23 protein-coding genes and 1 pseudogene are annotated in these 26,122 nt (G+C 61.1%); 13 read left to right on the plus strand and 11 right to left on the minus strand.

Annotation, left to right across the window (positions count from 1 at the left end; all coding sequences use genetic code 11):
• Positions 1-127 precede the first annotated feature (127 nt).
• The 4 genes and pseudogenes from GIW02_RS15505 (at position 128) to GIW02_RS27335 (ending at position 3,570) form a co-directional block, all read left to right on the plus strand.
• Complete coding sequence (locus GIW02_RS15505; protein ID WP_236415813.1) at positions 128-736, plus strand: biliverdin-producing heme oxygenase; 609 nt, start codon at positions 128-130, stop codon at positions 734-736.
• Between the two features lie 154 nt (positions 737-890).
• A complete protein-coding gene (locus GIW02_RS15510; RefSeq protein WP_236415812.1) occupies positions 891-1,292 on the plus strand; it encodes a YbaN family protein in 402 nt (133 codons plus the stop codon).
• A gap of 352 nt (positions 1,293-1,644) precedes the next feature.
• Positions 1,645-2,712 (plus strand): annotated as a pseudogene (locus GIW02_RS27330) (PDC sensor domain-containing protein); the annotation flags it as partial.
• 102 nt (positions 2,713-2,814) lie between these two features.
• Complete coding sequence (locus tag GIW02_RS27335) at positions 2,815-3,570, plus strand: methyl-accepting chemotaxis protein (RefSeq protein ID WP_371858613.1); 756 nt, start codon at positions 2,815-2,817, stop codon at positions 3,568-3,570.
• 132 nt (positions 3,571-3,702) lie between these two features.
• On the opposite strand, the gene GIW02_RS15520 is transcribed toward GIW02_RS27335, so the two are convergent.
• Positions 3,703-4,266 (minus strand): NAD(P)H nitroreductase, encoded by a 564-nt coding sequence (locus GIW02_RS15520; RefSeq protein WP_236415810.1) that lies wholly within the window; start codon positions 4,264-4,266, stop codon positions 3,703-3,705.
• 140 nt (positions 4,267-4,406) lie between these two features.
• Here GIW02_RS15520 and GIW02_RS15525 point away from each other — a divergent pair, with 140 nt between their 5' ends.
• The 5 genes from GIW02_RS15525 to GIW02_RS15545 all read left to right on the plus strand — a co-directional run bounded on the left by GIW02_RS15525 (position 4,407) and on the right by GIW02_RS15545 (position 12,337).
• Positions 4,407-5,834, plus strand: coding sequence for a di-heme oxidoredictase family protein (locus GIW02_RS15525; protein WP_236421928.1), 1,428 nt, complete (start codon positions 4,407-4,409; stop codon positions 5,832-5,834).
• A 31-nt stretch (positions 5,835-5,865) separates the two neighbouring features.
• On the plus strand, positions 5,866-6,930 hold the full coding sequence (locus GIW02_RS15530; protein ID WP_236421929.1) for an imelysin family protein: 1,065 nt from the start codon (positions 5,866-5,868) through the stop codon (positions 6,928-6,930).
• A 2-nt stretch (positions 6,931-6,932) separates the two neighbouring features.
• Positions 6,933-8,030 (plus strand): DUF1513 domain-containing protein, encoded by a 1,098-nt coding sequence (locus GIW02_RS15535; RefSeq protein ID WP_236418373.1) that lies wholly within the window; start codon positions 6,933-6,935, stop codon positions 8,028-8,030.
• Positions 8,031-8,176: 146 nt separating this feature from the next.
• Complete coding sequence (locus GIW02_RS15540) at positions 8,177-9,307, plus strand: efflux RND transporter periplasmic adaptor subunit (protein ID WP_236418370.1); 1,131 nt, start codon at positions 8,177-8,179, stop codon at positions 9,305-9,307.
• Positions 9,308-9,310: 3 nt separating this feature from the next.
• A complete protein-coding gene (locus tag GIW02_RS15545; RefSeq protein ID WP_236418369.1) occupies positions 9,311-12,337 on the plus strand; it encodes a multidrug efflux RND transporter permease subunit in 3,027 nt (1,008 codons plus the stop codon).
• A gap of 54 nt (positions 12,338-12,391) precedes the next feature.
• On the opposite strand, the gene GIW02_RS15550 is transcribed toward GIW02_RS15545, so the two are convergent.
• The 10 genes from GIW02_RS15550 to GIW02_RS15595 all read right to left on the minus strand — a co-directional run bounded on the left by GIW02_RS15550 (position 12,392) and on the right by GIW02_RS15595 (position 21,064).
• Positions 12,392-12,619, minus strand: coding sequence for a hypothetical protein (locus tag GIW02_RS15550; protein WP_236418368.1), 228 nt, complete (start codon positions 12,617-12,619; stop codon positions 12,392-12,394).
• Positions 12,616-13,335: a lipopolysaccharide kinase InaA family protein gene (locus tag GIW02_RS15555; RefSeq protein ID WP_236418367.1), complete on the minus strand. Its 720-nt coding sequence runs from the start codon at positions 13,333-13,335 to the stop codon at positions 12,616-12,618. Before GIW02_RS15555 ends, GIW02_RS15550 begins: the two co-directional genes overlap by 4 nt.
• 4 nt (positions 13,336-13,339) lie before the next feature.
• A complete protein-coding gene (locus GIW02_RS15560) occupies positions 13,340-14,020 on the minus strand; it encodes a class I SAM-dependent methyltransferase (RefSeq protein WP_236418365.1) in 681 nt (226 codons plus the stop codon).
• A gap of 196 nt (positions 14,021-14,216) precedes the next feature.
• Positions 14,217-15,497, minus strand: coding sequence for a sensor histidine kinase (locus GIW02_RS15565; RefSeq protein ID WP_236418363.1), 1,281 nt, complete (start codon positions 15,495-15,497; stop codon positions 14,217-14,219).
• Positions 15,487-16,170: a two-component system response regulator ColR gene (gene colR, locus GIW02_RS15570; protein WP_003175870.1), complete on the minus strand. Its 684-nt coding sequence runs from the start codon at positions 16,168-16,170 to the stop codon at positions 15,487-15,489. The genes GIW02_RS15565 and colR overlap by 11 nt, the downstream gene beginning before the upstream one ends.
• A gap of 265 nt (positions 16,171-16,435) precedes the next feature.
• Positions 16,436-18,082, minus strand: coding sequence for a chaperonin GroEL (gene groL, locus GIW02_RS15575; RefSeq protein WP_105523826.1), 1,647 nt, complete (start codon positions 18,080-18,082; stop codon positions 16,436-16,438).
• Positions 18,083-18,131: 49 nt separating this feature from the next.
• Positions 18,132-18,428 carry a co-chaperone GroES gene (locus tag GIW02_RS15580; protein WP_017846112.1) on the minus strand — a complete coding sequence of 99 codons (297 nt, stop codon included), beginning with the start codon at positions 18,426-18,428 and terminating at the stop codon, positions 18,132-18,134.
• Positions 18,429-18,675: 247 nt separating this feature from the next.
• Positions 18,676-19,152 (minus strand): FxsA family protein, encoded by a 477-nt coding sequence (locus GIW02_RS15585; RefSeq protein WP_236418622.1) that lies wholly within the window; start codon positions 19,150-19,152, stop codon positions 18,676-18,678.
• 66 nt (positions 19,153-19,218) lie between these two features.
• Positions 19,219-19,950 carry a HugZ family pyridoxamine 5'-phosphate oxidase gene (locus GIW02_RS15590; RefSeq protein WP_236418623.1) on the minus strand — a complete coding sequence of 244 codons (732 nt, stop codon included), beginning with the start codon at positions 19,948-19,950 and terminating at the stop codon, positions 19,219-19,221.
• A 106-nt stretch (positions 19,951-20,056) separates the two neighbouring features.
• A complete protein-coding gene (locus GIW02_RS15595) occupies positions 20,057-21,064 on the minus strand; it encodes a DUF481 domain-containing protein (protein ID WP_236418624.1) in 1,008 nt (335 codons plus the stop codon).
• A gap of 127 nt (positions 21,065-21,191) precedes the next feature.
• Here GIW02_RS15595 and GIW02_RS15600 point away from each other — a divergent pair, with 127 nt between their 5' ends.
• The 4 genes from GIW02_RS15600 (at position 21,192) to GIW02_RS15615 (ending at position 26,014) form a co-directional block, all read left to right on the plus strand.
• Positions 21,192-21,554, plus strand: a complete 363-nt coding sequence (locus GIW02_RS15600; RefSeq protein ID WP_236418625.1) for an MGMT family protein — start codon at positions 21,192-21,194, stop codon at positions 21,552-21,554.
• A gap of 43 nt (positions 21,555-21,597) precedes the next feature.
• Complete coding sequence (locus GIW02_RS15605; RefSeq protein ID WP_236418626.1) at positions 21,598-23,130, plus strand: AmpG family muropeptide MFS transporter; 1,533 nt, start codon at positions 21,598-21,600, stop codon at positions 23,128-23,130.
• 194 nt (positions 23,131-23,324) lie between these two features.
• Entirely contained in the window at positions 23,325-25,040 is a 1,716-nt protein-coding gene (locus GIW02_RS15610; RefSeq protein ID WP_236418627.1) for a proline--tRNA ligase, read from the plus strand.
• 20 nt (positions 25,041-25,060) lie between these two features.
• Positions 25,061-26,014, plus strand: coding sequence for a hypothetical protein (locus tag GIW02_RS15615; RefSeq protein WP_236418628.1), 954 nt, complete (start codon positions 25,061-25,063; stop codon positions 26,012-26,014).
• Positions 26,015-26,122: the final 108 nt, after the last annotated feature.

Consider the following 26,122-nt stretch of genomic DNA (forward strand, 5'->3'; position numbering starts at 1 on the left):
CACCCTGCCGCCACTTTTCACCGGCCGGGTGAGGTTTTTTTACTGTGCGGCGTCTTCTTGTTCGTCTATTTGACAACGGCTCTCTTTCAGAGCAATAAGGCGCTCCCCTTTCTCAAGGACTTTTTTCATGACCGCTTCTTCCACCGCAGAACGCCCAAGCCTGCGCTCCCAGCGCCTGAACCAGATCACCAACGAGCCACACACCAAGCTGGATGCGCTGGTAAAAGCCCATGCGCCGTTTGAGACTCAAGCCAATTTCGCCCGTTTCGTGGTGGCCCAGTACCTGTTCCAGTCCGAACTGGTGGCCCTGTACAACGATGCCGAGCTGATCAAGCTGGTCCCTGACCTGGCCGCGCGTTGCCGCGCCGAAGCCGCCAAGCTGGACCTGGCCGACCTGGACACCCAAGTGCCGGCACCGGTGGCCGGCGCCGTGAAGAATCCGAGCAAAGCCGAAGCACTTGGCTGGCTGTTCGTGTCCGAAGGCTCCAAGCTCGGCGCCGCGTTCCTGATCAAACGCGCCGTGGGCCTGGGCTTGAGCGAAACCTTTGGTGCCCGCCACTTGGGCGAGCCGGCCGGTGGTCGCGCCGAAGGCTGGAAGAGCTTCACCCGCACCCTTGACGGCCTGGCGTTCAGCGCCGAAGAGGAAGCCGCGGTGGAAAAAGGCGCGGTTGACGCGTTTGTACGCTTCACCGTACTGCTCGAACAGGCGTACGCTAGCGCCCCTGAACTGGCCTGACCCCGAATTGGAATGCATTCAAATGTGGGAGGGGGCTGGCCCCCGATGGCTGTGTGTCAGTCAGCCCATATGTAGCTGACCCACTGCTATCGGGAGCCAGCCCCCTCCCACATTTGGCCCACATTTCAAACGGATTTTCTGCGATACCCACTCTATGACCGGCAAAGCCCCATCCACCTCGAAAATCGCACGGGTCCTGTTCGGCCTGCTGGCCTACGTCAGCCTGGGCATCGGGCTGGTGGCGATTGTCATACCGGGTTTGCCCACCACCGAATTCATCCTGCTGGCCGCCTGGGCCGCCACTAAAAGCTCACCGCGCCTGAGTGCCTGGCTGGAAAACCACCGGCTGTTCGGGCCGATCCTGTTCAACTGGCGCAACGGCAAGATCATCGCGCGCCGTGCCAAGGTCAGCGCCACCGTGAGCATGTTGCTGTGCGCGATCCTGATGCTGGTGATGCTCGACCACGGCTGGCCGATCTACCTGGCGATTGCCGGGATGAGCCTGGGCAACCTGTGGATCTGGTCACGCCCCGAACGCCTCGCAAAGCCCGCGTAACAAGCCTGTAGGCATTCTCCTACCGCTCATCGACTTCCGCTCATGAATTAAATTATGACGCCGATGTTTCAGGCATAGCGTCGAATGGACTTGGCTCTGCATTTCATGCATTTCCACACCTCCATTCGTGAGTGAACCTATGTTCGACACCCTCTCCATACGCTTGAAAATTGTGCTGTTGTCCGGCCTGTGCCTGCTGGGAGTGATTGCGCTGATCATCAGCATCAACCTCTACCAGACCGATCAGAATGACCATCTGATCAGCGATTCAAGCTCGCGAATGCTCACCAGCAGCGTACAGAACCTGCTGCAGGCCAAAGCGGCCGAACAGGCCGTGCTGCTGCAGAAAGCCATGGGCGAAAACCTGCTGGTGGTGACCGCCCTCGCCGACCAGGTCAAAGACCTGCGCAACCTGGCGGCCAAACGCTCGCTGGAGCCTGGCGCCCTGCGTGAAGAACTCAACCAGAGCCTGAAAACCACCTTCGAACGCAACAGCAAAGTGCTGGGTATCTGGCTGTCGTTCGAGCCCAATGGCCTGGATGGCAAGGACAACGAATTCATCGACGACAAAGCCCGCGTATCCAACGAAAAAGGCCGTTTCTCCAGTTACTGGAGCCGTGCCGGCGGTGCGGGCTTGAACACCATCATGGTCGAAGAAGACCTGACCAAGACCAGCCTCAACCTCAGCGGTACGCCCTACAACATCTGGTACACCTGCCCACGGGATACGCGCAGCACCTGCCTGCTCGACCCGTACGAAGACACCGTGGGCGGCAAGCCTGTGCTGATGACCACCATCTCCTTGCCGCTGATCGTCGACGGCAAAGTGATCGGCGTGGCCGGTGTCGATATCGCCCTCAACAGCCTGCAAGCCCTCACCGATGTCGCGCAAAAGGAATTGTTCGCGGGCGCCGCGCACCTGGAAGTCATTTCCAGCACCGGCCTGATTGCCGCCTACAGCGGCGAGCCCGCCAAGGTGGGCAAGAACCTGATCGACACCCTGGGCGCCGAAGGCAAGGAAATCGTGCAATTGCTCGCCAGTGACAGCCACGTCAACCGCGAACAGGGCGACATCATCCGTGCGGTCTATGCGGTCAAGCCGATCGCCGATGCAAAGGCCTGGGGCGTCGTGATCAAGCTGCCCAAAGCCGTGATGCTGGCCGACGCCACGAAACTGCAAGGCGTGCTCGACGAGGCCCAGGCCAGCGGTACCCTCAAGGCCTTGCTGGTGGGCGCCGCCGCCGGTCTGCTGGGCCTGCTGCTGATCTGGCTGACCGCCACCGGCGTGACCCGGCCGATCAACAGCGTGGCCGCCATGCTCAAGGACATCGCCAGCGGCGACGGCGACCTCACCCAACGCCTGACCTACGCCAAGAAAGACGAACTTGGCGAGTTGGTGAACTGGTTCAACCGCTTCCTCGACAAGCTGCAACCGACCATCGCGCAGATCAAGCAAAGCATCACCGAAGCGCGCGGCACGGCGGACCAGTCCTCGGCCATTGCACGCCAGACCAGTGAAGGCATGCAGGTGCAGTTCCGCGAAATCGACCAGGTGGCCACCGCCTCCAACGAAATGAGCGCCACCGCGCACGATGTCGCCAACAGTGCCTCCAACGCCGCCAGCGCGGCACGCGGGGCCGACCAGTCGGCGCGCGAAGGCATGTCGATCATTGAGCAGAGCACCCGCGACATCACCACCCTGGCCGAAGAAGTCAGCAAGGCGGTCGGCGAGGTCGAAGCCTTGGCGGTCAACAGCGAGCAGATCGGTTCCGTGCTGGAAGTGATCCGCAGTATTGCCGAGCAAACCAACCTGCTGGCGCTCAACGCCGCGATTGAAGCGGCACGCGCCGGGGAAAGCGGGCGGGGTTTTGCCGTGGTGGCCGATGAAGTGCGCAACCTGGCCAAACGCACCCAGGACTCCGTCGAGGAAATCCGCCTGGTGATCGAACGCATCCAGAGCGGCACCCGTGGCGTGGTCGCCACCATGCACTCGAGCCAGAGCCAGGCCCAGAACAATGCCGGGCAGATCCATCAGGCGGTGCAGGCCCTGGGCAAGATCAGCGACGCGGTCACGGTGATCAGCGACATGAACCTGCAGATCGCCAGCGCCGCCGAACAGCAAAGCGCCGTGGCCGAAGAGGTCAACCGCAACGTCTCGGCGATCCGCACCGTGACTGAAACCCTCACCGGCCAGGCCACCGAGTCGGCGGCCATCAGCAGCCAACTGAATGCCCTGGCCAGCCAGCAGATGAAGTTGATGGATCAGTTCAGGGTGTAGCCGATCTCAAATACACCAAGGTCCAAATGTGGGAGGGGGCTTGCCCCCGATGGCGGTGGTTCAGCTGAATTATTCTTAGCTGACACACTGCCATCGGGGGCAAGCCCCCTCCCACATTTGGACCGAGTAGGCTTAAAGGCCGGGCCAGGCTTTAACAAACGCCGCCACATCTTCTTTCGCTGCGGTACGCGGCGGGTTCTGCGGGGTGCCCAGGTAGAGGAAGCCAATCACTTCTTCATCCGCCGTCAGCCCCAAGCCTTTGGCGACGTGGGCCGAGTAGGACAATTCGCCAGTGCGCCACACCGCACCGATCCCCTGAGCGTAGGCCGCCAGCAGAATGCCGTGGGCGGCGCAGGCGGCGGCCAGCAACTGCTCGGACTTGGGCACCTTGAAATGCTCCTGCAGACGCGCAATCACCACCACCACCAGCGGCGCGCGCAGTGGGCCGTTCTGGGCTTTGTCGATGGCGGCTTGCGGCGCGTCGGCGTCCTGCAGGCGCGCGGCCTCGGCCAGCAGCGTGCCCATCTGCTCACGGGCGGCGCCTTCCACGGTAAGGAAACGCCAAGGGCGCAGTTGGCCGTGGTCAGGGGCGCGCATGGCGGCGGCGAACAGCACGTCGCGCTGCTCCTGGGTCGGTGCCGGTTCCAGCAAACGCGGCACGGAAACACGGTTGAGCAAAGCGTCGAGAGCCTGCATTGGCCACCTCCAGAGAAAAATGTGCGGCCATTCTAGCGGGAATGAGTCGGGATGCCACCAAACGATAATTGCTCTTATTCATTGCCCCCGGCCCTGTTAGACTTTGCGCCCGTATTTTCAGCCTTGGTCCAGGAAACTCGATGCTCCGTTCGTTTTTTCGCCTATGCGCAGCGATGCTGGCCTTGAGCCTGGCCGCCTGTGATGACGCCCCTCGCTTCACCAAGGCAGAGCCGGGTGAGTCGCGTGCCGGCGGTGCGACGACGGTGAACAAGCGTGACCAGAACGCGTTTTCCCTGCCCTCGGCCAACCTGTCGCCCACGCGCCGCCTGGACTTCAGCGTCGGCAACAGCTTCTTTCGCAGCCCCTGGGTGATCGCGCCGTCGACCACCACCGCCCGTGACGGCCTGGGCCCGCTGTTCAATACCAACGCCTGCCAGAACTGCCACATCAAGGACGGTCGTGGCCACCCGCCGCTGCCCGACGCCCCCAACGCGGTGTCGATGCTGGTGCGCCTGTCGATCCCGGATACGCCGCTGTATGCCAGGCTGATCGAACAGACCGGTGTGGTGCCCGAGCCCGTGTACGGCGGCCAGTTGCAGGATATGTCCGTGCCCGGCGTAGCGCCCGAAGGCAAAGTGCGGGTCGACTACACGCCCGTCAACGTCACCTTCAAGGACGGCAGCGTGGTCGAGCTGCGCCAGCCGGACCTGCAGATCACCCAGCTCGGCTATGGCCCGATGCATCCAGACACACGCTTTTCCGCGCGCATTGCCCCGCCGATGATCGGCCTCGGTTTGCTCGAAGCCATCAGCGACGAAGACATCCTGCGCAATACCGAGGCGAAAACCGCCGATCCGGAAGCCATCGTCGGTCGCGCAAATTGGGTCTGGGATGACGCCCAGCAAAAAACCGTTCTCGGGCGTTTTGGCTGGAAAGCCGGGCAACCCAACCTCAATCAACAAAATGTTCACGCGTTCTCTGGTGATATGGGCCTCACCACGTCCCTGAGACCCTTTGATGACTGCACCGACGCGCAGGTCGCCTGCAAACAGGCACCTAACGGCAATGGCCCGGAGGGCGAGCCGGAAGTCAGCGACAACATCCTGCGCCTGGTGCTGTTTTACACCCGCAACCTCGCCGTGCCGGTGCGCCGTGACGTCGACTCGCCGCAAGTGCTGGCCGGGAAAAACCTGTTCTACCAGGCCGGTTGCCAGGGTTGTCACAAGCCGACGTTCACCACCGCCGCCAACGCCGCCGAACCCGAGCAGGCAAGCCAGGTGATCCGCCCCTACAGCGACCTGCTGCTGCACGACATGGGCCCGGGCCTGGCCGACAACCGCAGTGAATTCAAGGCCGGTGGCCGCGACTGGCGCACGCCGCCGTTGTGGGGCATCGGCCTGACGCAGACCGTCTCCGGCCACACCCAGTTTTTGCATGACGGCCGCGCCCGCAACCTGCTCGAAGCCGTGCTGTGGCACGGCGGTGAAGCACAAGCGGCGCAGCAGCATGTGTTGTCCTTTAATGCCGAACAGCGCGCGGCGTTGCTCGCGTTCCTGAATTCTTTATAAGCTTCGCCCCAATTACAGAAGGGAGCTCGACATGTTCCGTCCCAAGTTGTTGTTCACCAGCCTGGCCGCCCTCGCCCTCGGCGCGTGCTCGCCCCAGGACCCGCAAGCCGTGACCTCGGCCGCCATCGCCAAACAGGTGATCCTGCCGACCTACAGCCGCTGGGTCGAAGCTGATCGCCAGTTGGCTGTCAGCGCGTTGGCCTACTGCCAGGGCAAGGAAAGCCTGGACACCGCCCGTGCCGACTTCCTCCACGCCCAAAAGGCCTGGGCCGAGTTGCAACCGCTGCTGATCGGCCCGCTGGCCGAGGGCAACCGTGCGTGGCAGGTGCAGTTCTGGCCGGACAAGAAAAACCTTGTGGGCCGCCAGGTCGAGCAGCTTGTTTCCGCCCAGCCGCAGATCGACGGCGCCGCACTGGCCAAGTCCAGCGTCGTGGTGCAGGGCCTGTCGGCCTACGAATACATCCTCTACGACGCCAAGACCGACATCGCCGACGACGCCCAGAAAGCCCGCTACTGCCCGCTGTTGGTCGCCATCGGTGACCGTCAGAAGGCGCTGGCCGAAGAGATCCTGGCGAGTTGGAACAGCACCGACGGCATGCTCGCGCAGATGACCAAGTTTCCCAACCAGCGCTACGCCGATTCCCACGAAGCGATTGCCGATCTGCTGCGTGTGCAGGTCACCGCACTCGACACCCTGAAGAAAAAGCTCGGTACGCCGATGGGCCGCCAGACCAAGGGCATCCCGCAGCCGTTCCAGGCCGATGCCTGGCGCAGCCAGTCGTCCCTGCAAAGCCTCCAGGCGAGCCTCGCCGCCGCGCAAACGGTATGGGTCGGCGTCGACAACAAAGGCCTGCGTGGGCTGTTGCCTGCCGACCAGAAGCCGTTGGCCGACAAGATCGACGCCGCCTATGCCGCGTCGTTGAAACTGTTCGCCAGCAACCAGCGCACCCTCAACGAACTGTTGAACGATGACGCCGGGCGCCAGCAGCTCAATGACATCTACGACAGCCTCAACGTCGTCCATCGCCTGCACGAAGGCGAGTTGGCCAAGGCGCTGGGCATCCAACTCGGCTTCAACGCCAACGACGGTGACTGATGATGCTCAGGCGACAGGCTTTGGCGCTGGGTAGCGCACTGCTCAGTGCACTCACACTGGGTGGCTGGACGCTGTTCAAGCACAAGGAGCATGGCCCGCTGCTGCTGTCGGCGCGCGATGACGCAGACGGCAAGCACTATGCCGTGGGCTTCCGCCTGGATGGCAAGCAGGTGTTCGCGACCCAGGTCGGCCAGCGCTGCCACGACATCATCCACCACCCGACGCTGCCGATCGCGCTGTTTGTCGCCCGCCGTCCGGGCACCGAAAGTTACCTGGTCGACCTGCGTGATGGCACGCTGCTGCAAACCATCACCTCCAACGCCAACCGCCACTTCTACGGCCATGCGGTGATTCACAAGAGCGGCGATTGGCTGTACGCCACCGAGAACGACACGACCGACCCTGGGCGTGGCCTGCTCGGTGTGTATAAGTTCGAAGGTGAGCGGCTGGTGCACAGCGGCGAAATCTCCACCCATGGCATCGGCCCGCATCAGGTGTCGTGGATGCCCGATGGCGAAACCCTGGTGGTGGCCAATGGCGGTATTCGCACCGAAGCCGAAAGCCGCGTGGAGATGAACCTCAACGCCATGGAGCCGAGCCTGGTGCTGATGCACCGCGACGGCAGCCTGATCAGCAAGGAAACCCTGGGCCAGCAGATGAACAGCGTGCGCCATATGGGGATCGCCAGCGATGGCACCATCCTCACCGGGCAGCAGTTCATGGGCGCATCCCAGGAGCGCTCCGAGTTGCTGGCGATCAAGCGTCCGGGGCAGCCCTTCGTGGCGTTCCCGGTGGCCGATGAGCAGTTGCAGGCGATGGGGCATTACACCGCGAGCGTCGCGGTGCACAGCGAATTGCGCCTGGTGGCGCTGACGGCACCGCGCGGCAACCGCTTCTTTATCTGGCACATGGACAGCGGCGAGTTACGCCTTGATGGCCCGCTGCCCGACTGCGCCGGTGTCGGTGCGGTGGCGGATGGTTTTGTCGTGACCTCAGGTCAGGGACGTTGCCGTTTCTACGATTGCCGCCAGAAACAGTTGGTAGCAAAACCGTTGGAATTGCCCGCAGGGCTCTGGGACAACCATCTTCATCTGATTTGACTGTAGGTCGTTCCCACTGCGCCTATGGGAACGCTCCTTACCCCTCTTGCCTGCCCTGACGACCAACTGGAATCACCTCAACACTCGGAGTAATGTTCCGAACGTGTGTGTCTTCGTCTGTCCCAGTTTTTCCAAGGAAACGGAATATGCTGCGCCGTCGCATGCTGATCATGTTGGGTGTCGTCCTGTTAATCGTCCTGCTGTTGGCGGGCTATAAAGCCTTTTCCATCTATCAGCAGATCCAGGTCTTCGCCAAGCCCAAGCCGCCTGTCAGCGTGGCCGTCGCGACCGCGACCGAACAGCCATGGCAGCAACGCCTGCCGTCGGTGGGCACGCTCAAGGCGCTGCAAGGCGTGAACCTGAGCCTGGAGGTGGCCGGTACGGTCAAGGACGTGCAGTTCGAGTCCGGGCAGAAGGTCAAGGCCGGGCAACCCCTGGTACAACTGGACAGCGCGGTGGAAAGCGCCCTCCTGGAAACCGCGCAGGCTGACCTCGGTCTGGCCCAACTGGATTACGGGCGCGGCAGCCAGTTAGTAGGCAGCCAGGCAATCTCCAAAGGCGAGTTCGACCGCCTCTCCGCGCAACTGCAAAAGAACAAAGCCACGGTCAACCAGCTCAAGGCTTCCCTGGCCAAGAAACACATCGTCGCGCCGTTCAGCGGCACCATCGGCATTCGCCAGGTGGACGTCGGCGACTACCTCGCCAGCGGCACGGTGATCGCGACCCTGCAGGACATCAGCAGCCTCTACGTCGACTTTTATATCCCTGAGCATTCGGTGCCCAAAGTCGCCCTCGGGCAAGCCGTCCAGGTACTGGTTTCGGCCTACCCGAACGAACAATTCCCCGGCAGCGTCAGCGCGATCAACCCCAAGGTGGAGAACAGCACACGCAACGTGCTGGTGCGCGCCACCCTGGCCAACCCGGACAGCAAGCTGCTGCCCGGCATGTTCACCAGCCTGGACGTGCTGCTGCCCAACCCAACCGCGCAAATCGTGGTGCCGGAAGGCGCGATCACCTACACCCTGTACGGCAACTCGGTGTACGCCGTGGCCGAGAAAAAAGCCGAGAACGGCGAGGTCGAAAAGGACGCCGACGGCCAGCCCCTGCTGATCGCCGAGCGGCGCTTTGTCGAAACCGCGGAACGCCGTGGCGGCCTGGTATTGATCAGCAAAGGCTTGAACGCCGGTGAACAGGTGGTCAGTGCCGGCCAGTTGAAACTGGACAACGGCACGCCGATTGCCATCAGCCCGGACAAAAACCTGCCGGCAGGGCATTGATCCATGAAGTTCACAGACGCCTTTATCCGCCGTCCGGTGTTGGCCATGGTGGTCAGCCTGCTGATCGTGCTCCTGGGTTTCCAGGCCTATAGCAAGTTGCCGCTGCGCCAGTACCCGAGCATGGAAAACGCCCTGATCACGGTGACCACCGCCTACCCCGGTGCGAATGCCGAAACCATCCAGGGCTATATCACCCAGCCGTTGCAGCAAAGCCTGGCGAGCGCCGAGGGCATCGACTACATGACCTCGGTGAGTCGCCAGAATTTCTCGGTGATCTCCATCTACGCGCGCATCGGCTCCAACAGCGACCGCTTGTTTACCGAGTTGCTGGCCAAGGCCAACGAGGTGAAAAACAAGCTGCCCCAGGACGCCGAAGACCCGGTACTGAGCAAGGAAGCGGCCGATGCTTCGGCGCTGATGTACATCAGTTTCTCCAGCCAACAGTTGAGCAACCCGCAGATCACCGACTACCTGTCGCGGGTCATCCAGCCCAAGCTGGCAACGCTGCCGGGCATGGCCGAAGCGGAGATCCTCGGCAACCAGGTATTTGCCATGCGTATCTGGCTCGACCCGGTAAAACTCGCCGGTTTCGGCCTCAGCGCCAGTGACATCACCGAGGCCGTACGCCGCTACAACTTCCTCTCCGCGGCCGGTGAGGTCAAAGGCGAGTTCGTGGTCACCAGCATCAACGCCAACACCGACCTCAAGTCGGCCGAGGCCTTTGGCGCCATCACCGTCAAAACCGATGGCGACAGCCGCGTACTGCTGCGGGATGTGGCGCGCGTGGAAATGGGCGCAGAAAACTACAACGCCATCAGCTCATTCGGCGGCACGCCATCGGTGTATATCGGCATCAAGGCCACCCCCAGCGCCAACCCGCTGGAGGTCATCAAGGAAGTGCGCAAGATCATGCCGGAGCTGGAATCCCAGCTGCCCCCCAACCTCGTCGCAGAAATCGCCTACGACGCCACGCTGTTTATCCAGGCGTCCATCAACGAGGTGGTCAAGACGCTGTTTGAAGCGGTGCTGATCGTGATCGTGGTGGTGTTCCTGTTCCTCGGTGCCCTGCGCTCCGTGGTGATCCCGGTGGTCACCATCCCACTGTCGATGATCGGCGTGCTGTTTTTCATGCAGTTGATGGGCTACTCGATCAACTTGCTGACGTTGCTGGCGATGGTACTGGCCATCGGCCTGGTGGTGGACGATGCCATCGTCGTGGTGGAAAACATCCACCGGCATATCGAGGACGGCAAGCAGCCACTGGACGCGGCGCTTGAAGGCGCACGCGAAATTGCATTGCCGGTGGTGTCGATGACCATCACCCTGGCGGCGGTGTATGCACCCATCGGGTTTCTCGAGGGGCTGACCGGGGCGCTGTTCAAGGAGTTCGCGCTGACGCTGGCCGGGGCGGTGATCATTTCCGGCATCGTCGCGCTGACCCTGTCACCGATGATGTGCGCCCTGCTGCTGCGCCACGAGGAAAACCCTTCGGGCCTGGCCCATCGCCTCGACCGCATCTTCGACAGCCTCAAGCGTCGCTACCAACGCATGCTGCACGGCACCCTCAACACCCGGCCGGTGGTGATCGTGTTTGCGCTGATCGTGCTGTGCCTGATCCCGGTATTCCTCAAGTTCACCCAGTCGCAACTGGCCCCCGATGAAGACCAGGGCATCATTTTCATGATAGCCAGCGCGCCGCAACCGACCAACCTGGAGTACCTCAACAGCTACACCGACGAGTTCATCAAGATCTTCAAGGAGTTCCCGGAGTATTACTCGTCGTTCCAGATCAACGGGTTCAATGGCGTGCAGTCGGGCATCGGCGGCTTCTTGCTCAAGCCGTGGAACGAGCGCGACCGCACTCAGATGCAGATCCTCCCAGACGTGCAAAAGCGTCTGGAACAGATTCCGGGCCTGCAGGTATTCGGCTTCAACCTGCCCTCCCTGCCGGGCACCGGCGAAGGGCTGCCGTTCGGCTTCGTGATCAACACCGCCAACGACTATGCCTCGTTGCTGGAAGTGGCCAACCGTGTGAAAAAGCGCGCAATGGAGTCAGGCAAGTTCGCCTTTGTCGACATCGACCTGGCGTTCGACAAACCCGAAGTGGTGGTGGATATTGACCGCGCCAAGGCGGCGCAGATGGGCGTGTCGATGCAGGACCTCGGCGGCACCCTGGCGACCCTGCTGGCCGAGGCGGAAATCAACCGGTTCACCCTCGACGGGCGCAGCTACAAGGTGATCGCCCAGGTCGAACGCGCCTACCGCGACAACCCCGACTGGCTGAATAACTACTACGTGAAAAACACCCAGGGCGAACTGCTGCCCTTGTCGACCCTGATCACCCTCACCGACCGCGCCCGCCCCCGGCAGTTGAACCAGTTCCAGCAACTCAACTCGGCGCTGATTTCGGGCTTTCCGATTGTCAGCATGGGCGAAGCCATCGACACCGTGCGCCAGATCGCAGTTGAAGAGACGCCGGCAGGCTACGCGTTCGACTACAGCGGCGCGTCCCGGCAGTTTATCCAGGAGGGCAGCGCGTTATGGGTCACGTTTGCCCTGGCCCTGGCGATTATCTTTCTGGTGCTGGCGGCTCAGTTCGAAAGCTTCCGCGACCCGCTGGTGATCCTGGTGACGGTGCCGCTGTCGATCTGCGGGGCGTTGATCCCGCTGTTCCTCGGCTGGTCGAGCATGAACATCTATACCCAGGTCGGCCTGGTGACGCTGATTGGCTTGATCAGCAAGCACGGCATCCTGATCGTTGAATTTGCCAATCAGTTGCGCAAAGACAAGGGGCTCACACCGCGACAGGCCGTGGAAGAAGCCGCAGCGATTCGCCTGCGGCCCGTATTGATGACCACCGCAGCGATGGTGTTCGGCATGGTGCCGCTGATCTTCGCGACCGGTGCAGGCGCGGTAAGCCGCTTCGATATCGGCATGGTGATTGCCACGGGCATGTCAATCGGCACGCTGTTTACGTTGTTCGTGTTGCCCTGTGTGTACACCTTGTTGGCCAAGCCGGACAAAGCCTGAGGCAAAAAAAAGGGCCTCGCATCGCAAGGCCCTTTTTCGGGGGTTTGAATCGTTTCAACTTTGCGGCCTCATCCCTTGAGACAGCCCAAACATGAACAGCAGTAACTCATGGTCAGGCTTGGCTGCGACACTCGCCTTGGCGACGCGCGGCAACAGGCATTGCGCGCCTCCTTGCACCGCACTGAGTACCTGTGTGCGAGGCTGTTCCCATGCGGCCAGGGCCAAGGCGGTAACGCCCAACGCCGCCACCAGGAACACACCTCGTGCTATTTCTAGCTTCATTTGGTTAAACCCTTGATAGCGCTGCCAAACGCCGTCTCGTAAAAGTAGCTGAGTTTTACCCAGTCGCTGTCGTTCCACGACGAATGGCGGCGCAGTTGCAGCATGTCATGGGACGCCGCCCGATAAGCGGTCAAACGCTGGCGGCATTTTTCGAAGTCCAGCAGCGCCACTTCTACATTGGCTGAGTCGCCCTGCCCCGTCACGCGCACAAAAATATGCTTGATGTACAGGCAGCCATGCTGCCAGCGCCCTTTGTGCATGCGCGCCAGGGTGGCGGCCAGTTCCTTGAGCACACGCTCGTGGACCAACTCGCCGTACTGTTCACGGCCACCGGCGGCGTACCAGTGTTCGATTTCGTCGAAACCGTCCAGCGCGGCCGTCACCAGCAGCGCCTTCCATTGGTGCTGGGGGTCACGACGGGCTTCGCAAAAGACCATTTCCGGCACGCGCACGTCCAGCAGGCGCAGGCCCTTGATGGCATCCCGTTCGCGCAGCACCGTGGGGCGCCCGAACGGGTGCAGCCAGCTGCGGTAGGTGTGGCCGGTCTGGCGCTTGCTGTAAAGCAGGCGGCCGTTGTCGCTGATAACTCGCTGCACACCACTTTCGCCGCCACGCCGACGGTTGGGTTCCTCGACCCACTCGCCCTGCTGGCGCCAGAAGTAATCAAAGCGTTCTTCGGGAGCTACGTGACTGCCTGCTACGCACTCAACTGCCATCCTGTTACCTCTTGCGCAATACATACACTCGCCACATGGCGTAGAGCGGTATGAAGTCCAGGGATTCCTGAACACGGAAGCCGGCCTGCTCGAATTCTGCTTCAACAGTAACAGCCGGTAACACAAATCTATTTTGGTAACCTTCCTGCTCACCGTTTTCTCGACGCTTCCCTTCGAGCCGCTTGCGTTTCCACGCTTTGAAATTGCCATCAACCCAAAGCGAAATGATCACGCTGTCGCGGGTAACACGTTGAAACTCCCGTAATATCGCCAACCGGTGCGCCGGGTCACCAATGTGGTGCAGCAGGCGCATACAGAAAATGCTGTCCACCGAGTTATCCGGCAGATCGATATCAAAGGCAGATGTCTGCAAAGGCCGTACCCGTTTCACCACTTGCGCGGGTTGGGCGGCGGTTGCCACCTTCAGCATCGACGCCGAATTGTCGGCGCCAATAATCACACGGTTGGGTTTCTCGGCCAGCAACGGCCAAAAACGCCCGGCGCCACACGGCAGGTCCAACACCAGACCGGGTTCACCGGCCATCGCCAACGCGCCACGGGCCAGTTGCTCATCGCGCTTATGTGACAGGCGGCGAGCCAGATTGTCCTGGTGCTTGAGCAAATATTCGTGGGCGTGATTGTCGTCGTACTTTTCGGAAAATTCGAGCTTGATGGGGTTAGACATCACTGATCTCCAGTTACTGATGCCTACGACTCTAAGCACCGTTCTGTGATCAACAGGTCAACCCGTTGTGAAAAACTTGTCCTGTCCAATCCCATACATTTCAAGACTTTACAGACACATGCAATAGCATGGGGCCATCTTCGCCTAAGTACGGGGTACTTAGGCACAATCGCGGCAGAGGGGCGAGCTGTAGAACTCAGGCGTCGGCCTGGCTCAATAAGACGTGAAAACGGCAGCCATTGGGCTCCATGGTGCTCAGGCTCACGCTCCAGCCCTGGTTCTCGCAAATCCGCTGGACCAGCGACAAGCCCAATCCCAGGCCCTCACCGCGCTTCTCGCTGCCGCGCACAAATGGCTCGAACATCGCTTCGCGCTTGTCTTCGGGGATACCCACGCCGCTGTCTTCCACCACGAACCCATTCGGCTCCAGAGTCAACCGGATAAACCCCTGCTCGGTGTAGTGCAGCGCATTGCGCAAAAGATTGCCCATCACCGCGTGCAAGAAGGTGGTGTTGTAGCGCGTATCCAGCGGGTTGCCCGGCTGATAGATCAGCGCCAGCCCCTTGTGCTCGATCGGCGCCCGCCAGATGCCCAGCAGGTCATCAGCCACCTGGGTGAGAGTGACCTGGGGCGACATGGCCGCTTCGTCGTGCTCGGCGCGGGCCAGCATCAGGAAGGTTTGCACCAGCTCGCGCATCTCCTCACAGGCCCGCGCGATACGTTGCACCTGGTTACGCCCGCGCTGATCGATAGCCGGGTTTTCCAGCAGCAATTCGCAGGAGCTGGCCAATACCATCAGTGGGGTGCGCAACTCGTGGCTGACGTCGCTGGTAAACAGCTGCTCACGGGACAACGCCTGGCGCAGCCGGCCCAAGGTGGCATCAAAGGCCACGGCCAACTCGCCCACTTCATCGGCCGCGTAGTCCGGCGCCAGGGGTGGTGCCAGGCCCAGCAACTGGTCGCGGTGACGCACCTGGCGAGCCAGACGCACCACCGGCGCCATCACCTTGCGCGCCAGCACCCAGCCGAGGAACACCGCCAGCGCCAGGCTGAGCACAAAGCCCACCAGCACCACGGCAAAGAGCACGCGCTCGCGCTCTTCAAAATCGCTTTGGTCCTGCAACAGCACGTAGCGCCGACCGTCGACCACCTCGACCATCGCGTGATACGACAAGGCCTCCCGAAACACTTCGTGAAAGCCCGGCTCCAGATGCCGCAGGTCCTTGGGCAACTCGAAGTCGCCAGGCCCGCCACTGAAGTAGAACAGCTGGTCCGGCTCGGGTCGGTGTCGCCAGTCTTCGACGGTGTCCATCAGCAGCAGACGTTGCAAGTCGCCGCCCAGGCCCGCCGAAATCAGCTTCTCTTCCACCAGGTGCACGGTCGCGACAATGCCCATGGCGAAGGCGCCAGCCACCAACGCACTCATCAAGGCAAAGGCGATGATGATCCGTTGGGCAAGGCTTTGCTTAAACTCCATCACGGCCCTCGGCCAAGCGATAACCCACGCCGTGCACCGTTTGCAGCAACGGCTTGGCGAAGGGCTTGTCGATCACCTGACGCAGCTGGTGCACGTGGCTGCGCAGGCTGTCGCTGTCGGGGCAATCGTCGCCCCACAGGGCTTCTTCGAGGATCTCCCGGCGCAGCACATGAGGGCTCTTCTGCATCAGCACCGCCAGCAGTTTCAGGCCGACGGGGTTGAGCTTGAGCAGGCGCCCTTCGCGGGTCACTTCCAGGGTATCGAGGTCGTAGCTCAAGTCACCCACTTGCAGGGCGCGGCGGCCGCCACCCTGGGCGCGGCGCAGCACCGCTTCAATACGCGCGGCCAGCTCCGACAGGGCAAAGGGTTTGAGCAGGTAATCATCGGCGCCGGACTTGAAGCCCTGCAGCCGGTCGTCCAACTGGTCGCGAGCGGTGAGCATGATCACCGGTGTATCGCGGCGCGCGTCTTCGCGCAGGCGTTTACACAAGGTGTAGCCGTCGATACCGGGCAACATGATGTCGAGCACGATCAAATCGTAATGTTCGGTGGCAGCCAGGTGAAGGCCCGACAGACCGTCCTGCGCACAGTCCACTGTGTAGCCTTTGAGCCCCAGGTAATCGGCCAGGTTGGCCAGAATATCGCGGTTGTCTTCAACCAATAAAATTCGCATGGGCAGTGTCTCCGTACGCGTTAACGGCCGTGTTGGCTCGCGCAGCTTACGGCCAAGTGTGGCTCACGACTAGGCCGTCGGAGCCACTCAATCGTATTTTCAAGCCATTGATGTGCTTCACGAGTTTTTCACTGTGGCTTCACCCGCCGCCCACAGAACGGCTGACAAACTGATGCAGCGTTACGCCCGGAAAAACCCCAGGCATGAAAAAGCCCCGCCTGCATCACTGCAGGCGGGGCTTTTTTACTGGCCGGGTAAGGCTGGCTTACATCATGCCGCCCATGCCACCCATACCGCCCATGTCTGGCATACCGCCGCCGCCAGCGCCTTCAGCCTTAGGCTTGTCAGCAATGGCCGCTTCGGTGGTCAGGATCAGACCGCCGATGGAGGCTGCTGCCTGCAGCGCCGAACGGGTCACCTTGGTAGGGTCCAGGATGCCCATTTCGATCATGTCGCCGTACACGCCAGTCGCAGCGTTGTAACCGTAGTTACCTTTGCCGTTCTTGACTTCGTTGACCACAACGCTTGGCTCGTCGCCGGAGTTGGCAGCGATCTGGCGCAGCGGTGCTTCAACAGCACGACGCAGTACAGCGATACCGACGTTCTGGTCAGCGTTGTCGCCGGTCAGGCCGGTCAAGGCTTCCAGAGCACGGATCAGCGCAACGCCACCGCCAGGAACCACGCCTTCTTCAACGGCTGCACGGGTAGCGTGCAGGGCGTCTTCAACGCGGGCTTTCTTCTCTTTCATTTCAACTTCGGAACCAGCGCCAACCTTGATCACTGCAACGCCGCCGGACAGCTTGGCCAGACGCTCTTGCAGTTTTTCACGGTCGTAGTCGGACGAAGTCTCGGCAACCTGGGCACGGATCTGAGTGATGCGAGCCTGGATGTCCTGCTCTACGCCAGCACCGTCAACGATGATGGTGTTTTCTTTGGAGATGGTCACGCGCTTGGCACTGCCCAGGTTTTCCAGGGTAGCGCTTTCCAGGCTCAGGCCGATCTCTTCGGAGATAACGGTACCGCCAGTCAGAACGGCGATGTCCTGCAGCATGGCCTTGCGACGGTCGCCGAAGCCAGGAGCCTTGACGGCTGCGACTTTAACGATGCCACGCATGTTGTTCACAACCAGCGTCGCCAGGGCTTCGCCTTCAACGTCTTCGGAAACGATCAGCAGTGGGCGGCCAGCTTTGGCAACGGCTTCCAGGACTGGCAGCATTTCACGGATGTTGGAGATTTTTTTGTCGACCAGCAGGATCAGCGGGCTGTCCAGCTCGGCAACCATAGTCTCTGGCTTGTTGACGAAGTACGGGGACAGGTAGCCACGGTCGAACTGCATGCCTTCTACAACCGACAGTTCGTTTTCCAGGCCAGTGCCTTCTTCAACGGTGATCACGCCTTCTTTGCCGACTTTTTCCATGGCTTCGGCAATGATGTCGCCGATGGAGCTGTCGGAGTTGGCGGAGATGGTGCCTACCTGAGCGATAGCCTTGGTGTCAGCGCATGGCTTGGACAGGTTTTTCAGCTCGGCAACAACGGCGATGGTCGCCTTGTCGATGCCGCGCTTGAGGTCCATCGGGTTCATGCCGGCAGCGACGGCTTTGTAGCCTTCGTTGACGATGGCTTGAGCCAGAACGGTAGCGGTGGTGGTGCCGTCGCCTGCGTCATCGTTGGCACGGGAGGCAACGTCTTTGACCAGCTGCGCGCCCATGTTCTCGAAACGGTCTTCGAGTTCGATTTCTTTTGCTACGGAAACGCCGTCCTTGGTGATGGTCGGAGCGCCGAAGCTCTTCTCGATGATCACGTTACGGCCTTTCGGGCCCAGGGTCGCTTTTACTGCGTCAGCCAGGACGTTAACACCGGTGAGCATTTTCTTGCGGGCGGAATCGCCGAATTTAACTTCTTTAGCAGCCATGATCGATATTCCTTAAATACTTTGTAGTAACGGGAAAATGAGCGGGAAATCAGCCTTCCAGTACAGCGAGAATCTCGTTCTCAGCCATTACCAGCAGGTCTTCGCCGTCGACTTTCACAGTGTTGCTGCCGGAGTAAGGACCGAATACAACCTTGTCACCGACTTTAACGGCCAGCGCACGTACTTCACCGTTTTCCAGGGTTTTGCCTGGGCCTGCAGCGACGATCACACCGTGGTTGGCTTTTTCAGCAGCCGAACCTGGCAGAACGATACCGCCAGCGGTTTTCTTTTCTTCTTCGCTGCGACGGATAACGACGCGGTCGTGCAGAGGACGAAGCTTGCTCATTGTCGATCTCTCCTAATTGTGTTTTTCATCGGCCGGTATCTGTACCGGCAGGTTTAATCCGGCGGTGCCGGTCGCGGTTCGCTGAGCAAAACGCGGAAGTCTGTCTGGTGTCGCCACCAGAAACCTTGCGGTGACCGTTACATAAGGGCGCATAAGCTTATTACAAGGGGCCGGGGATGAATTTTTTTGCAACTGCCGCGCCCTGTAAAGCAGTACGGCACCCTGAGGTGCCGTAACGGTGAAGCGGTTATTTGGTGTCGCGGTGTTCGAACTCGCCTTCGATTACATCACCTTCGCGCCCCAAGGGCTGGCGCGGAGCTGGGCCACCACGCGATTGCAGGTCATCGGAAAACGCGCGCTGGCGGATCGCGGCCTCTTCGGCACGCTGGCGCATCTTGCCGGCCAGCAGCTTGCGGGTGATCGGCAGCAGCATGACCAGGCCAAACACATCGCTGATGAAACCCGGCAGGATCAACAGACCGCCTGCCAGGGCCATCATCAGGCCTTCAAGCATGGTTTGAGCGGGCAATTCGCCGCGGTTCAGGCTTTCACGGGCACGCAGCGCCGTGGCCAGGCCGGCGACACGCAGGACCAGAACGCCGAGCACCGAGCCGAGAATGATCAGCAACAGGGCCGGGAAAAACCCGATCGCACTGCTGACTTGAACGAATACGAACAGCTCCAGCACCGGGAACAGCAGAAAGAGCAACAAAAAAGGGCGCATCAAATGGTTCCTCAACGCAAGAATGCCTTGCCAGTCCACCTTAGATGACGTCGCCGTTTCGTGAATTCAAGCGTTGGCAGCTGTTTTTTTCGGCCACTCGTGGGCGTGAGCCAATGAAACCAAGGCCTCGCGCACTTGTGTCGGAGTGTTGCAGGAGGCTTCGAAAGGCAACCAATACAAAGATTGGCCGATGCGCAGGTGCATGCCCTCGCTGTCGATACCGGCCAACTGTGCAGGCTCGCACGTCGGCAAACCGCTGAGTTCGACGTAGTGGGCGATGGCCTTGGTGTGATCGCTGTTCATGTGTTCGATCATGCTGCGCTCGGCCTTGCCGAAGAACGGGTTGGCCAGGGTCAGGTCGTCGACCCAGTGGATCGCGCCAAAGCCGCCGATATAACGGTGACGTACCGGCTTGAGCACCCAGAAGTCGAAATCGTGGGCCTTGTGGTAGTTGGCAGAATCAGGGAAATAGCGGTAATAGCGCTCGGCAGCCGCTTCGATGGCTGCGGGGTCTTCGAGCTTCTCGGCTTCGGCCAGGTAGGTCAGGCGGCCTACCGCCTGCACATCATCGGCCTCGCGCTCACCCACCAGCAGCGAGCATTTGGGGTCTTTTTGCAGGTTATGGGTGTGCTGGGCGATGCGACTGATGAGGATCAGCGGGCGACCCTGCTCGTCCAGGCAGTAGGGCACGACCGAACCGAACGGAAAGCCGGGCATGGCCTTGGACAATGTGGAGAGAGCCCCACGGTATTCCTTGAGCAACAGCTCTCGGGCGTTCTTGGCAACCTGTGCGCTCAACGTTTGACTCCTCGGGTATTCAGCCGCCCATGGCATATGGGAATGGATCTCAACGCAAGGTAATCAATAACCGCAAAGGTTGCCAAGCCCGTTTTGTTCGGCCGTGTTACCAGGCCACGCCAAAACCTGCGGTGTAGCGGGTCTTGCTCAGGCTGCTCTCCGAATCGCCACTGATGAGGTCGCGCTCGGCCTTGAGGTTGAGGGACGCCCACTCGGTGACTTTGTAGCGCAGGCCCATTTCCGCATCCAGGGAGTAATCGACCGGCCCGTCAATCGGACGGCCCAGCTCACCATTGGTGAAGAATTCGACGGTTTTGCCCACCAGGTAGCGGTTGTAATTCCACTTCATGGCCACCGAGTAGAAATTGTCTTTACCGCCCTCGGCGTATTCATAGTCGGTGCGGTTGACCAGCGAACCGAGGGAGAACGCGCCCAGCTCATCGTCCCAGAACTGGTAGCCCGGACCGGTACCGACGGTGCGCTGGCGCGCCAGGTCTTCAACCTTGTCACGCTTGTAGGTCAGGCGGCCTTGCCAGAACCAGTGTTCGGTGAGGAAGCGGTCCAGGTCATATTCCAGGGCCCAGTTGTCAGTGGTGGTGACGTCGTCCTGGAACTCGCGGTTGTACTCGCCCTGCCCGGTATGACGCCATTGACCATGACGCGCAGTGGTCTTGAAATCGACGTCGTAGTCGTTGGTGTCGTTTTCGGCACGCTTGTAGTCCAGCGCCAGATCGACATTACCCTTCCACACCAGGTCTTCGATCACAGGCTTGGGCTTGATGATCTGCTGGATGCTGGCCAGCTCGACGGTCTTGGGCGCCTCGCCATTGGCCAGGACCACCTTGCCATCCTCTGCCGCCTTGAGGGACTTGGCCTTCTCACCGGTGTAGGCATCCTGCTTGACCAGCAGCTCCTGGTCGCTTTCAAGGGTTTTGACCTGCTTCCAATCCACCGGGATGGCACCTGCATAATCAGTCTGGATCAGCAGCTTGCCACCGTCGAAGACCTTGATTTTGCCGGTCAGGCGATCACCGTTCTTCAACCAGACGGTATCGGCCAACAAGGGCGTGGAGGCGCTGAAAACAGCGAGGCACAACAAGGTTCTGGACCACATAAGCGGATAGTGAGCTCAAGGTTGGCGAAAAAAGGGCGATTATCGTGTTAGATAGCTAGGACTGACTCAAGTATTAATGTTGAGTTCAATTCTCAACGCCACACTTACAGACTTTTCTTACAAAGACATGCCTATATCGAACCCGCCAGTCGAACCGCCCCAAAGCCCTGCCGAGATGCGCCGCACCGCGCTGTACCTGACCTTGGCCCAGGTACCCGCCGGCTGCGTGGTGAGTTATGGCGAGCTGGCCCACCTGGCCGGCCTGGGCCGTGCGGCGCGCTGGGTGGGACGTACGCTGAGCCAACTGCCCGAGGGCACCAAACTGCCTTGGCACCGGGTGCTGGGTGCCGGTGGTCGGATAAGTCTGCCGGTGGGCAGTGCCTCGGGCGATGAGCAGCGGGCGCGATTGCGCGATGAGGGCGTTACGGTGCGCAACAATCGCGTGGATATTCAGCGCCATGGCTGGCGCCCGGTAGAGCACAGCGGTTAGAGTGCGCGCTTTGTTTCCGTGAATCTGAGGCAGACTCCAGCCCATGCCCCGTAAAACCTGGCGCGCCGCGCTCGCCGCCTATGCCAGCCCCTCGACGCTAGTCCTGTTGTTGCTCGGCTTTGCCGCCGGCCTGCCTTACATGTTGGTGTTCTCGACGCTGTCGGTGTGGTTGCGTGAGGCCGGTGTGGCCCGCGAAACCATCGGCTATGCGAGCCTGATCGGTTTGGCCTACGCCTTCAAGTGGGTCTGGTCGCCGCTGCTTGACCAATGGCGCCTGCCGCTGCTCGGCAAGCTTGGACGGCGCCGTTCCTGGCTGGTGCTGGCCCAGTCGCTGGTGATCCTCGGATTGATCGGCATGGGGTTCTGCGACCCTCAAAAACACCTGTCCTGGCTGATCGCCATTGCCGTCGTCGTTGCTTTCGCCTCCGCGACCCAGGACATCGCGGTAGACGCTTATCGCCTGGAAATCGCCGACGACAGCCGCCAGGCCGCCCTGGCTGCCAGCTACATGTCCGGTTACCGCATCGCCGCGCTGCTGGCGACCGCGGGCGCGCTGTTTTTTGCCGAAGGCTTCGGCTCCACCGGCTTCAACTATAAACACTCGGCCTGGACCGGCACCTACGTGCTGTTCGGCGTGCTGATGATTCCGGCGCTGCTGACCACGCTGTTCATGCGCGAGCCGAACGTGCCGCTGCGCACCCAATTGCAGGCCGGGCGCTACAGCTTTGTGCACCAGCTGGTTTCGGTATTTGTGCTGATCGTGCTGCTGGTGTCGGTGCCAGCGATGTTCACCCAGCTGTACAACACCGATTTCGCCAGCGTGGTGTTTCACGGCGTAAGCCTGTGGGACCTGCTGATGGACGACCGCGCGTTCCTGCGTGCCATCCTCTATATCACCCTCACCGCGCTGTGCCTTTCGGCCATGGGCCGTCGGGGCCTGGCGCCGGTGCTGACGCCGGTCAACGACTTTATCCTGCGCTACCGCTGGCAGGCACTGCTGCTGCTGGGGCTGATCGCAACCTATCGCATGTCCGACACTGTGATGGGCGTGATGGCCAACGTGTTCTACATCGACCAGGGCTTCACCAAGGACCAGATCGCCGGGGTCAGCAAGATCTTCGGCCTGATCATGACCCTGCTCGGCGCCGGCATGGGCGGCCTGCTGATCGTGCGTTTCGGCATCCTGCCGATCCTGTTTATCGGCGGTATCACGTCGGCCGGCACCAACCTGTTGTTCGTGATGCTCGCGGACATGGGCCCGGACCTGCAGATGCTGATCTTCACCATCTCTCTGGACAACTTCAGCTCGGGCCTGGCCACTTCGGCGTTCGTGGCTTATCTGTCGAGCCTGACCAACCTCAAGTTTTCCGCCACCCAATATGCACTGCTCAGCTCGATCATGCTGTTGCTGCCACGCCTGATCGGCGGGTATTCGGGGGTGATAGTAGAAAAGTTCGGCTATCACAACTTCTTCCTGATCACCTGCATGCTGGGGGTGCCGACGCTGGTGCTGATAGCGCTGCATTGGTATCAGGAAAACCGGCGGATCAAATTGAATCCCCCGGTAGAATACTGACAAGGTGGGAGGGGGCCTGCCCCCGATAGCAGGGTGTCATTCAACTTATCTATGGCTGACACAGCGCTATCGGGGGCAAGCCCCCTCCCACACTAGCCCACGCAGCTCTGTGCATTCTGATGCCTGTACTCCAGTAGCAACCGCCCGTACAATCCCAAGTCATTTCAAGTCCAAGCAACCGACAACGGCCTACCATGCGTACCAGTCAATATTTGCTCGCCACACAGAAAGAAACGCCTTCCGACGCGGTTGTGATCAGCCATCAGCTGATGCTGCGCGCCGGCATGATCCGCAAACTGGCCTCCGGCCTGTACACCTGGCTGCCCATGGGCTTGAAGGTGATGCGCAAGGTCGAAGCCATCGTTCGTGAAGAAATGAACGCCGCCGGCTCTCTGGAAGTGTTGATGCCGAGCACCCAACCGGCTGAGTTGTGGCAGGAATCCGGGCGCTGGGAAGAGTACGGCCCTGAGTTGCTGCGCTTCAAGGATCGCCACGGTCGCGACTTCTGCGCCGGCCCGACCCACGAAGAAGTGATCACCGACCTGATGCGCAACGAGCTGAGCAGCTACAAGCAGCTGCCGCTGAATCTGTATCAGATCCAGACCAAATTCCGCGATGAAATCCGCCCACGCTTCGGTTTGATGCGCGGCCGCGAATTCATCATGAAGGACGCGTATTCGTTCCACGCCGACCAGGCTTCCTTGCAGGTCACCTACGACCGCATGCACCAGGCCTACTGCAACGTGTTCACGCGCCTGGGCCTGAAGTTCCGCCCGGTTGAAGCGGACAACGGCTCCATAGGCGGTGCCGGCTCCCACGAATTCCACGTGCTGGCCGAATCCGGCGAAGACGATATCGTGTTCAGCAACGGTTCCGACTACGCGGCGAACATCGAGAAAGCCGAAGCCGTGCCACGCGAAACCTCGCGCCCTGCCCCGGCTGAAGAGCTGCGCCTGGTCGATACCCCAGAAACCAAGACCATCGCGGCCCTGGTGGAAAAATTCAATCTGCCGATTGAAAAGACCATCAAGACCCTGATCGTGCGTGCTGAGGAAGAAGGCAAGCTGATCGCCCTGGTGATCCGTGGCGACCACGAACTCAACGAAATCAAGGCTGCCCAGCAACCTGGCGTCGCCAGCCCGCTGGTCATGGCCACCGATGCAGAACTGCGCGACGCCATTGGCGCCGGTGCCGGTTCGCTCGGCCCGCTGAACCTGCCGCTGCCGATCATCATCGACCGTTCGGTCGAGCTGATGAGCGACTTCGGTATCGGCGCGAACATCGACGACAAGCACTACTTCGGCGTGAACTGGGAGCGTGATTTGCCGGTTCCGACCGTCGCCGACCTGCGTAACGTGGTCGCCGGTGACCCGAGCCCGGATGGCAAGGGCACCCTGGAGATCAAGCGCGGTATCGAGGTCGGGCACATCTTCCAGCTGGGCAACAAGTACAGCAAGGCGATGAAGTGCGAAGTACTGGGCGAAAACGGCAAGCCGATCACCCTGGACATGGGTTGCTACGGCATTGGCGTTTCCCGCGTGGTTGCTGCTGCCATCGAGCAGAACAACGACGAAAAAGGCATCATCTGGAGTGACGCCCTGGCGCCGTTCCAGATCGCCCTGGTACCGCTGCGCTACGACAACGAGCAAGTACGCGAAGCCACCGACAAACTGTACGCGGAACTGACCGCTGCCGGTTTTGAAGTGTTGCTCGATGACCGGGACAAGAAAACCAGCCCGGGCATCAAGTTCGCCGACATGGAACTGATTGGCATCCCGCACCGGATCGTGGTCAGTGACCGCGGCCTGGCCGATGGCAATCTGGAATACAAGAGCCGGACCGAAGCACAAGCCCAACCGTTGCCGGTGGCTGACGTGCTGTCTTTCCTTCAGGCGCGTATTCGTCGCTGAAAACCAGATCAAGAGAAGTCATGTTCAAGCGAAACACCAGAGCCCTGGGGGGCGCCGCCTTGTGCGGCGCCCTGCTGGTCAGCGGCTGCGCCAACCAGATGTCGCAACGCAGTGAGCACGAGGAGCGGGTCGAGCGTAAGTTGCTCGACCACAGCCTGCAGATCGATGTAGGCGAACCCAAAGTGCTGGAGCTGCCGCAACGCCGGGTGCGCATTCACGAGCAGAAGACCTTTGAGGTCACTGAATTTGAAGTCACCCGTCGTTACGACCGCTACACCCCCTACCAACCCTGGCGCAAACTCTATGAGATGCCCCTCGGTGCCGTAGCGCTGGTGGCCGGCGCGGGCGCCAACGTGGTGAATATCTTCGCCCTTGGCAACCTGCCGACCAGCGTGACCCGCGACTGGCTGACCTACGGCGTGGACGGCCTCAACCCGTTCATGAACGTGCAATCCCATGGCCGTGCGCAACAGAACCTGGCGGGTATCGATGAAGTCCAGCGCGACAAGCGCGTGGAGTATTCGAGCCTGCCCTGGAGCGAACGCCCGGTACAGGTCACCGCCGGCAAGCAGGTTCACGAGCTGACCACCGACCGCAACGGCGTCCTGCGCCTGAACCTGTTGGACAGCCCGTTTGCCGAGCAGGACCTGAACCGCGTCACGACCTTGAAAATCAGCGTGGAAGATGGCCAGGACGACGTGCATTCGGACTCGACCCTGGCGATCAGCGGCACCTTGCGGGGCAAGTTGCTGGAGGCCCACGGCCTGATCTACGACGACCTGGAAGACGATGAGGTCAGCCAATGGGTGCACCGCGTCAAGCGCCTGTCGGAGCTGGGCCTGGAAGAAGAAGCCAGCGAACTGGAGCAAAGCCTGATCGAACTGACCCGCAACGATCCGGAGTTGCAGCAGGAATTCCTGCAAGCGCTGACCAAGGATGCGGGACGGTTGGTGGCAGATCCCGGCGCACGCTGAGTCTCCAGACTGGATATAAATCCAAATGTGGGAGGGGCGGTGCGACGATTCGACTTGCCCCCGATTGCAGTGTGTCAGCTATCTATAAGCTGACTGACACACCGCTAT

The organism is Pseudomonas syringae, assembly GCF_021606685.1.
In the GTDB taxonomy this organism is placed as follows: Bacteria; Pseudomonadota; Gammaproteobacteria; order Pseudomonadales; family Pseudomonadaceae; genus Aquipseudomonas; species Aquipseudomonas syringae_R.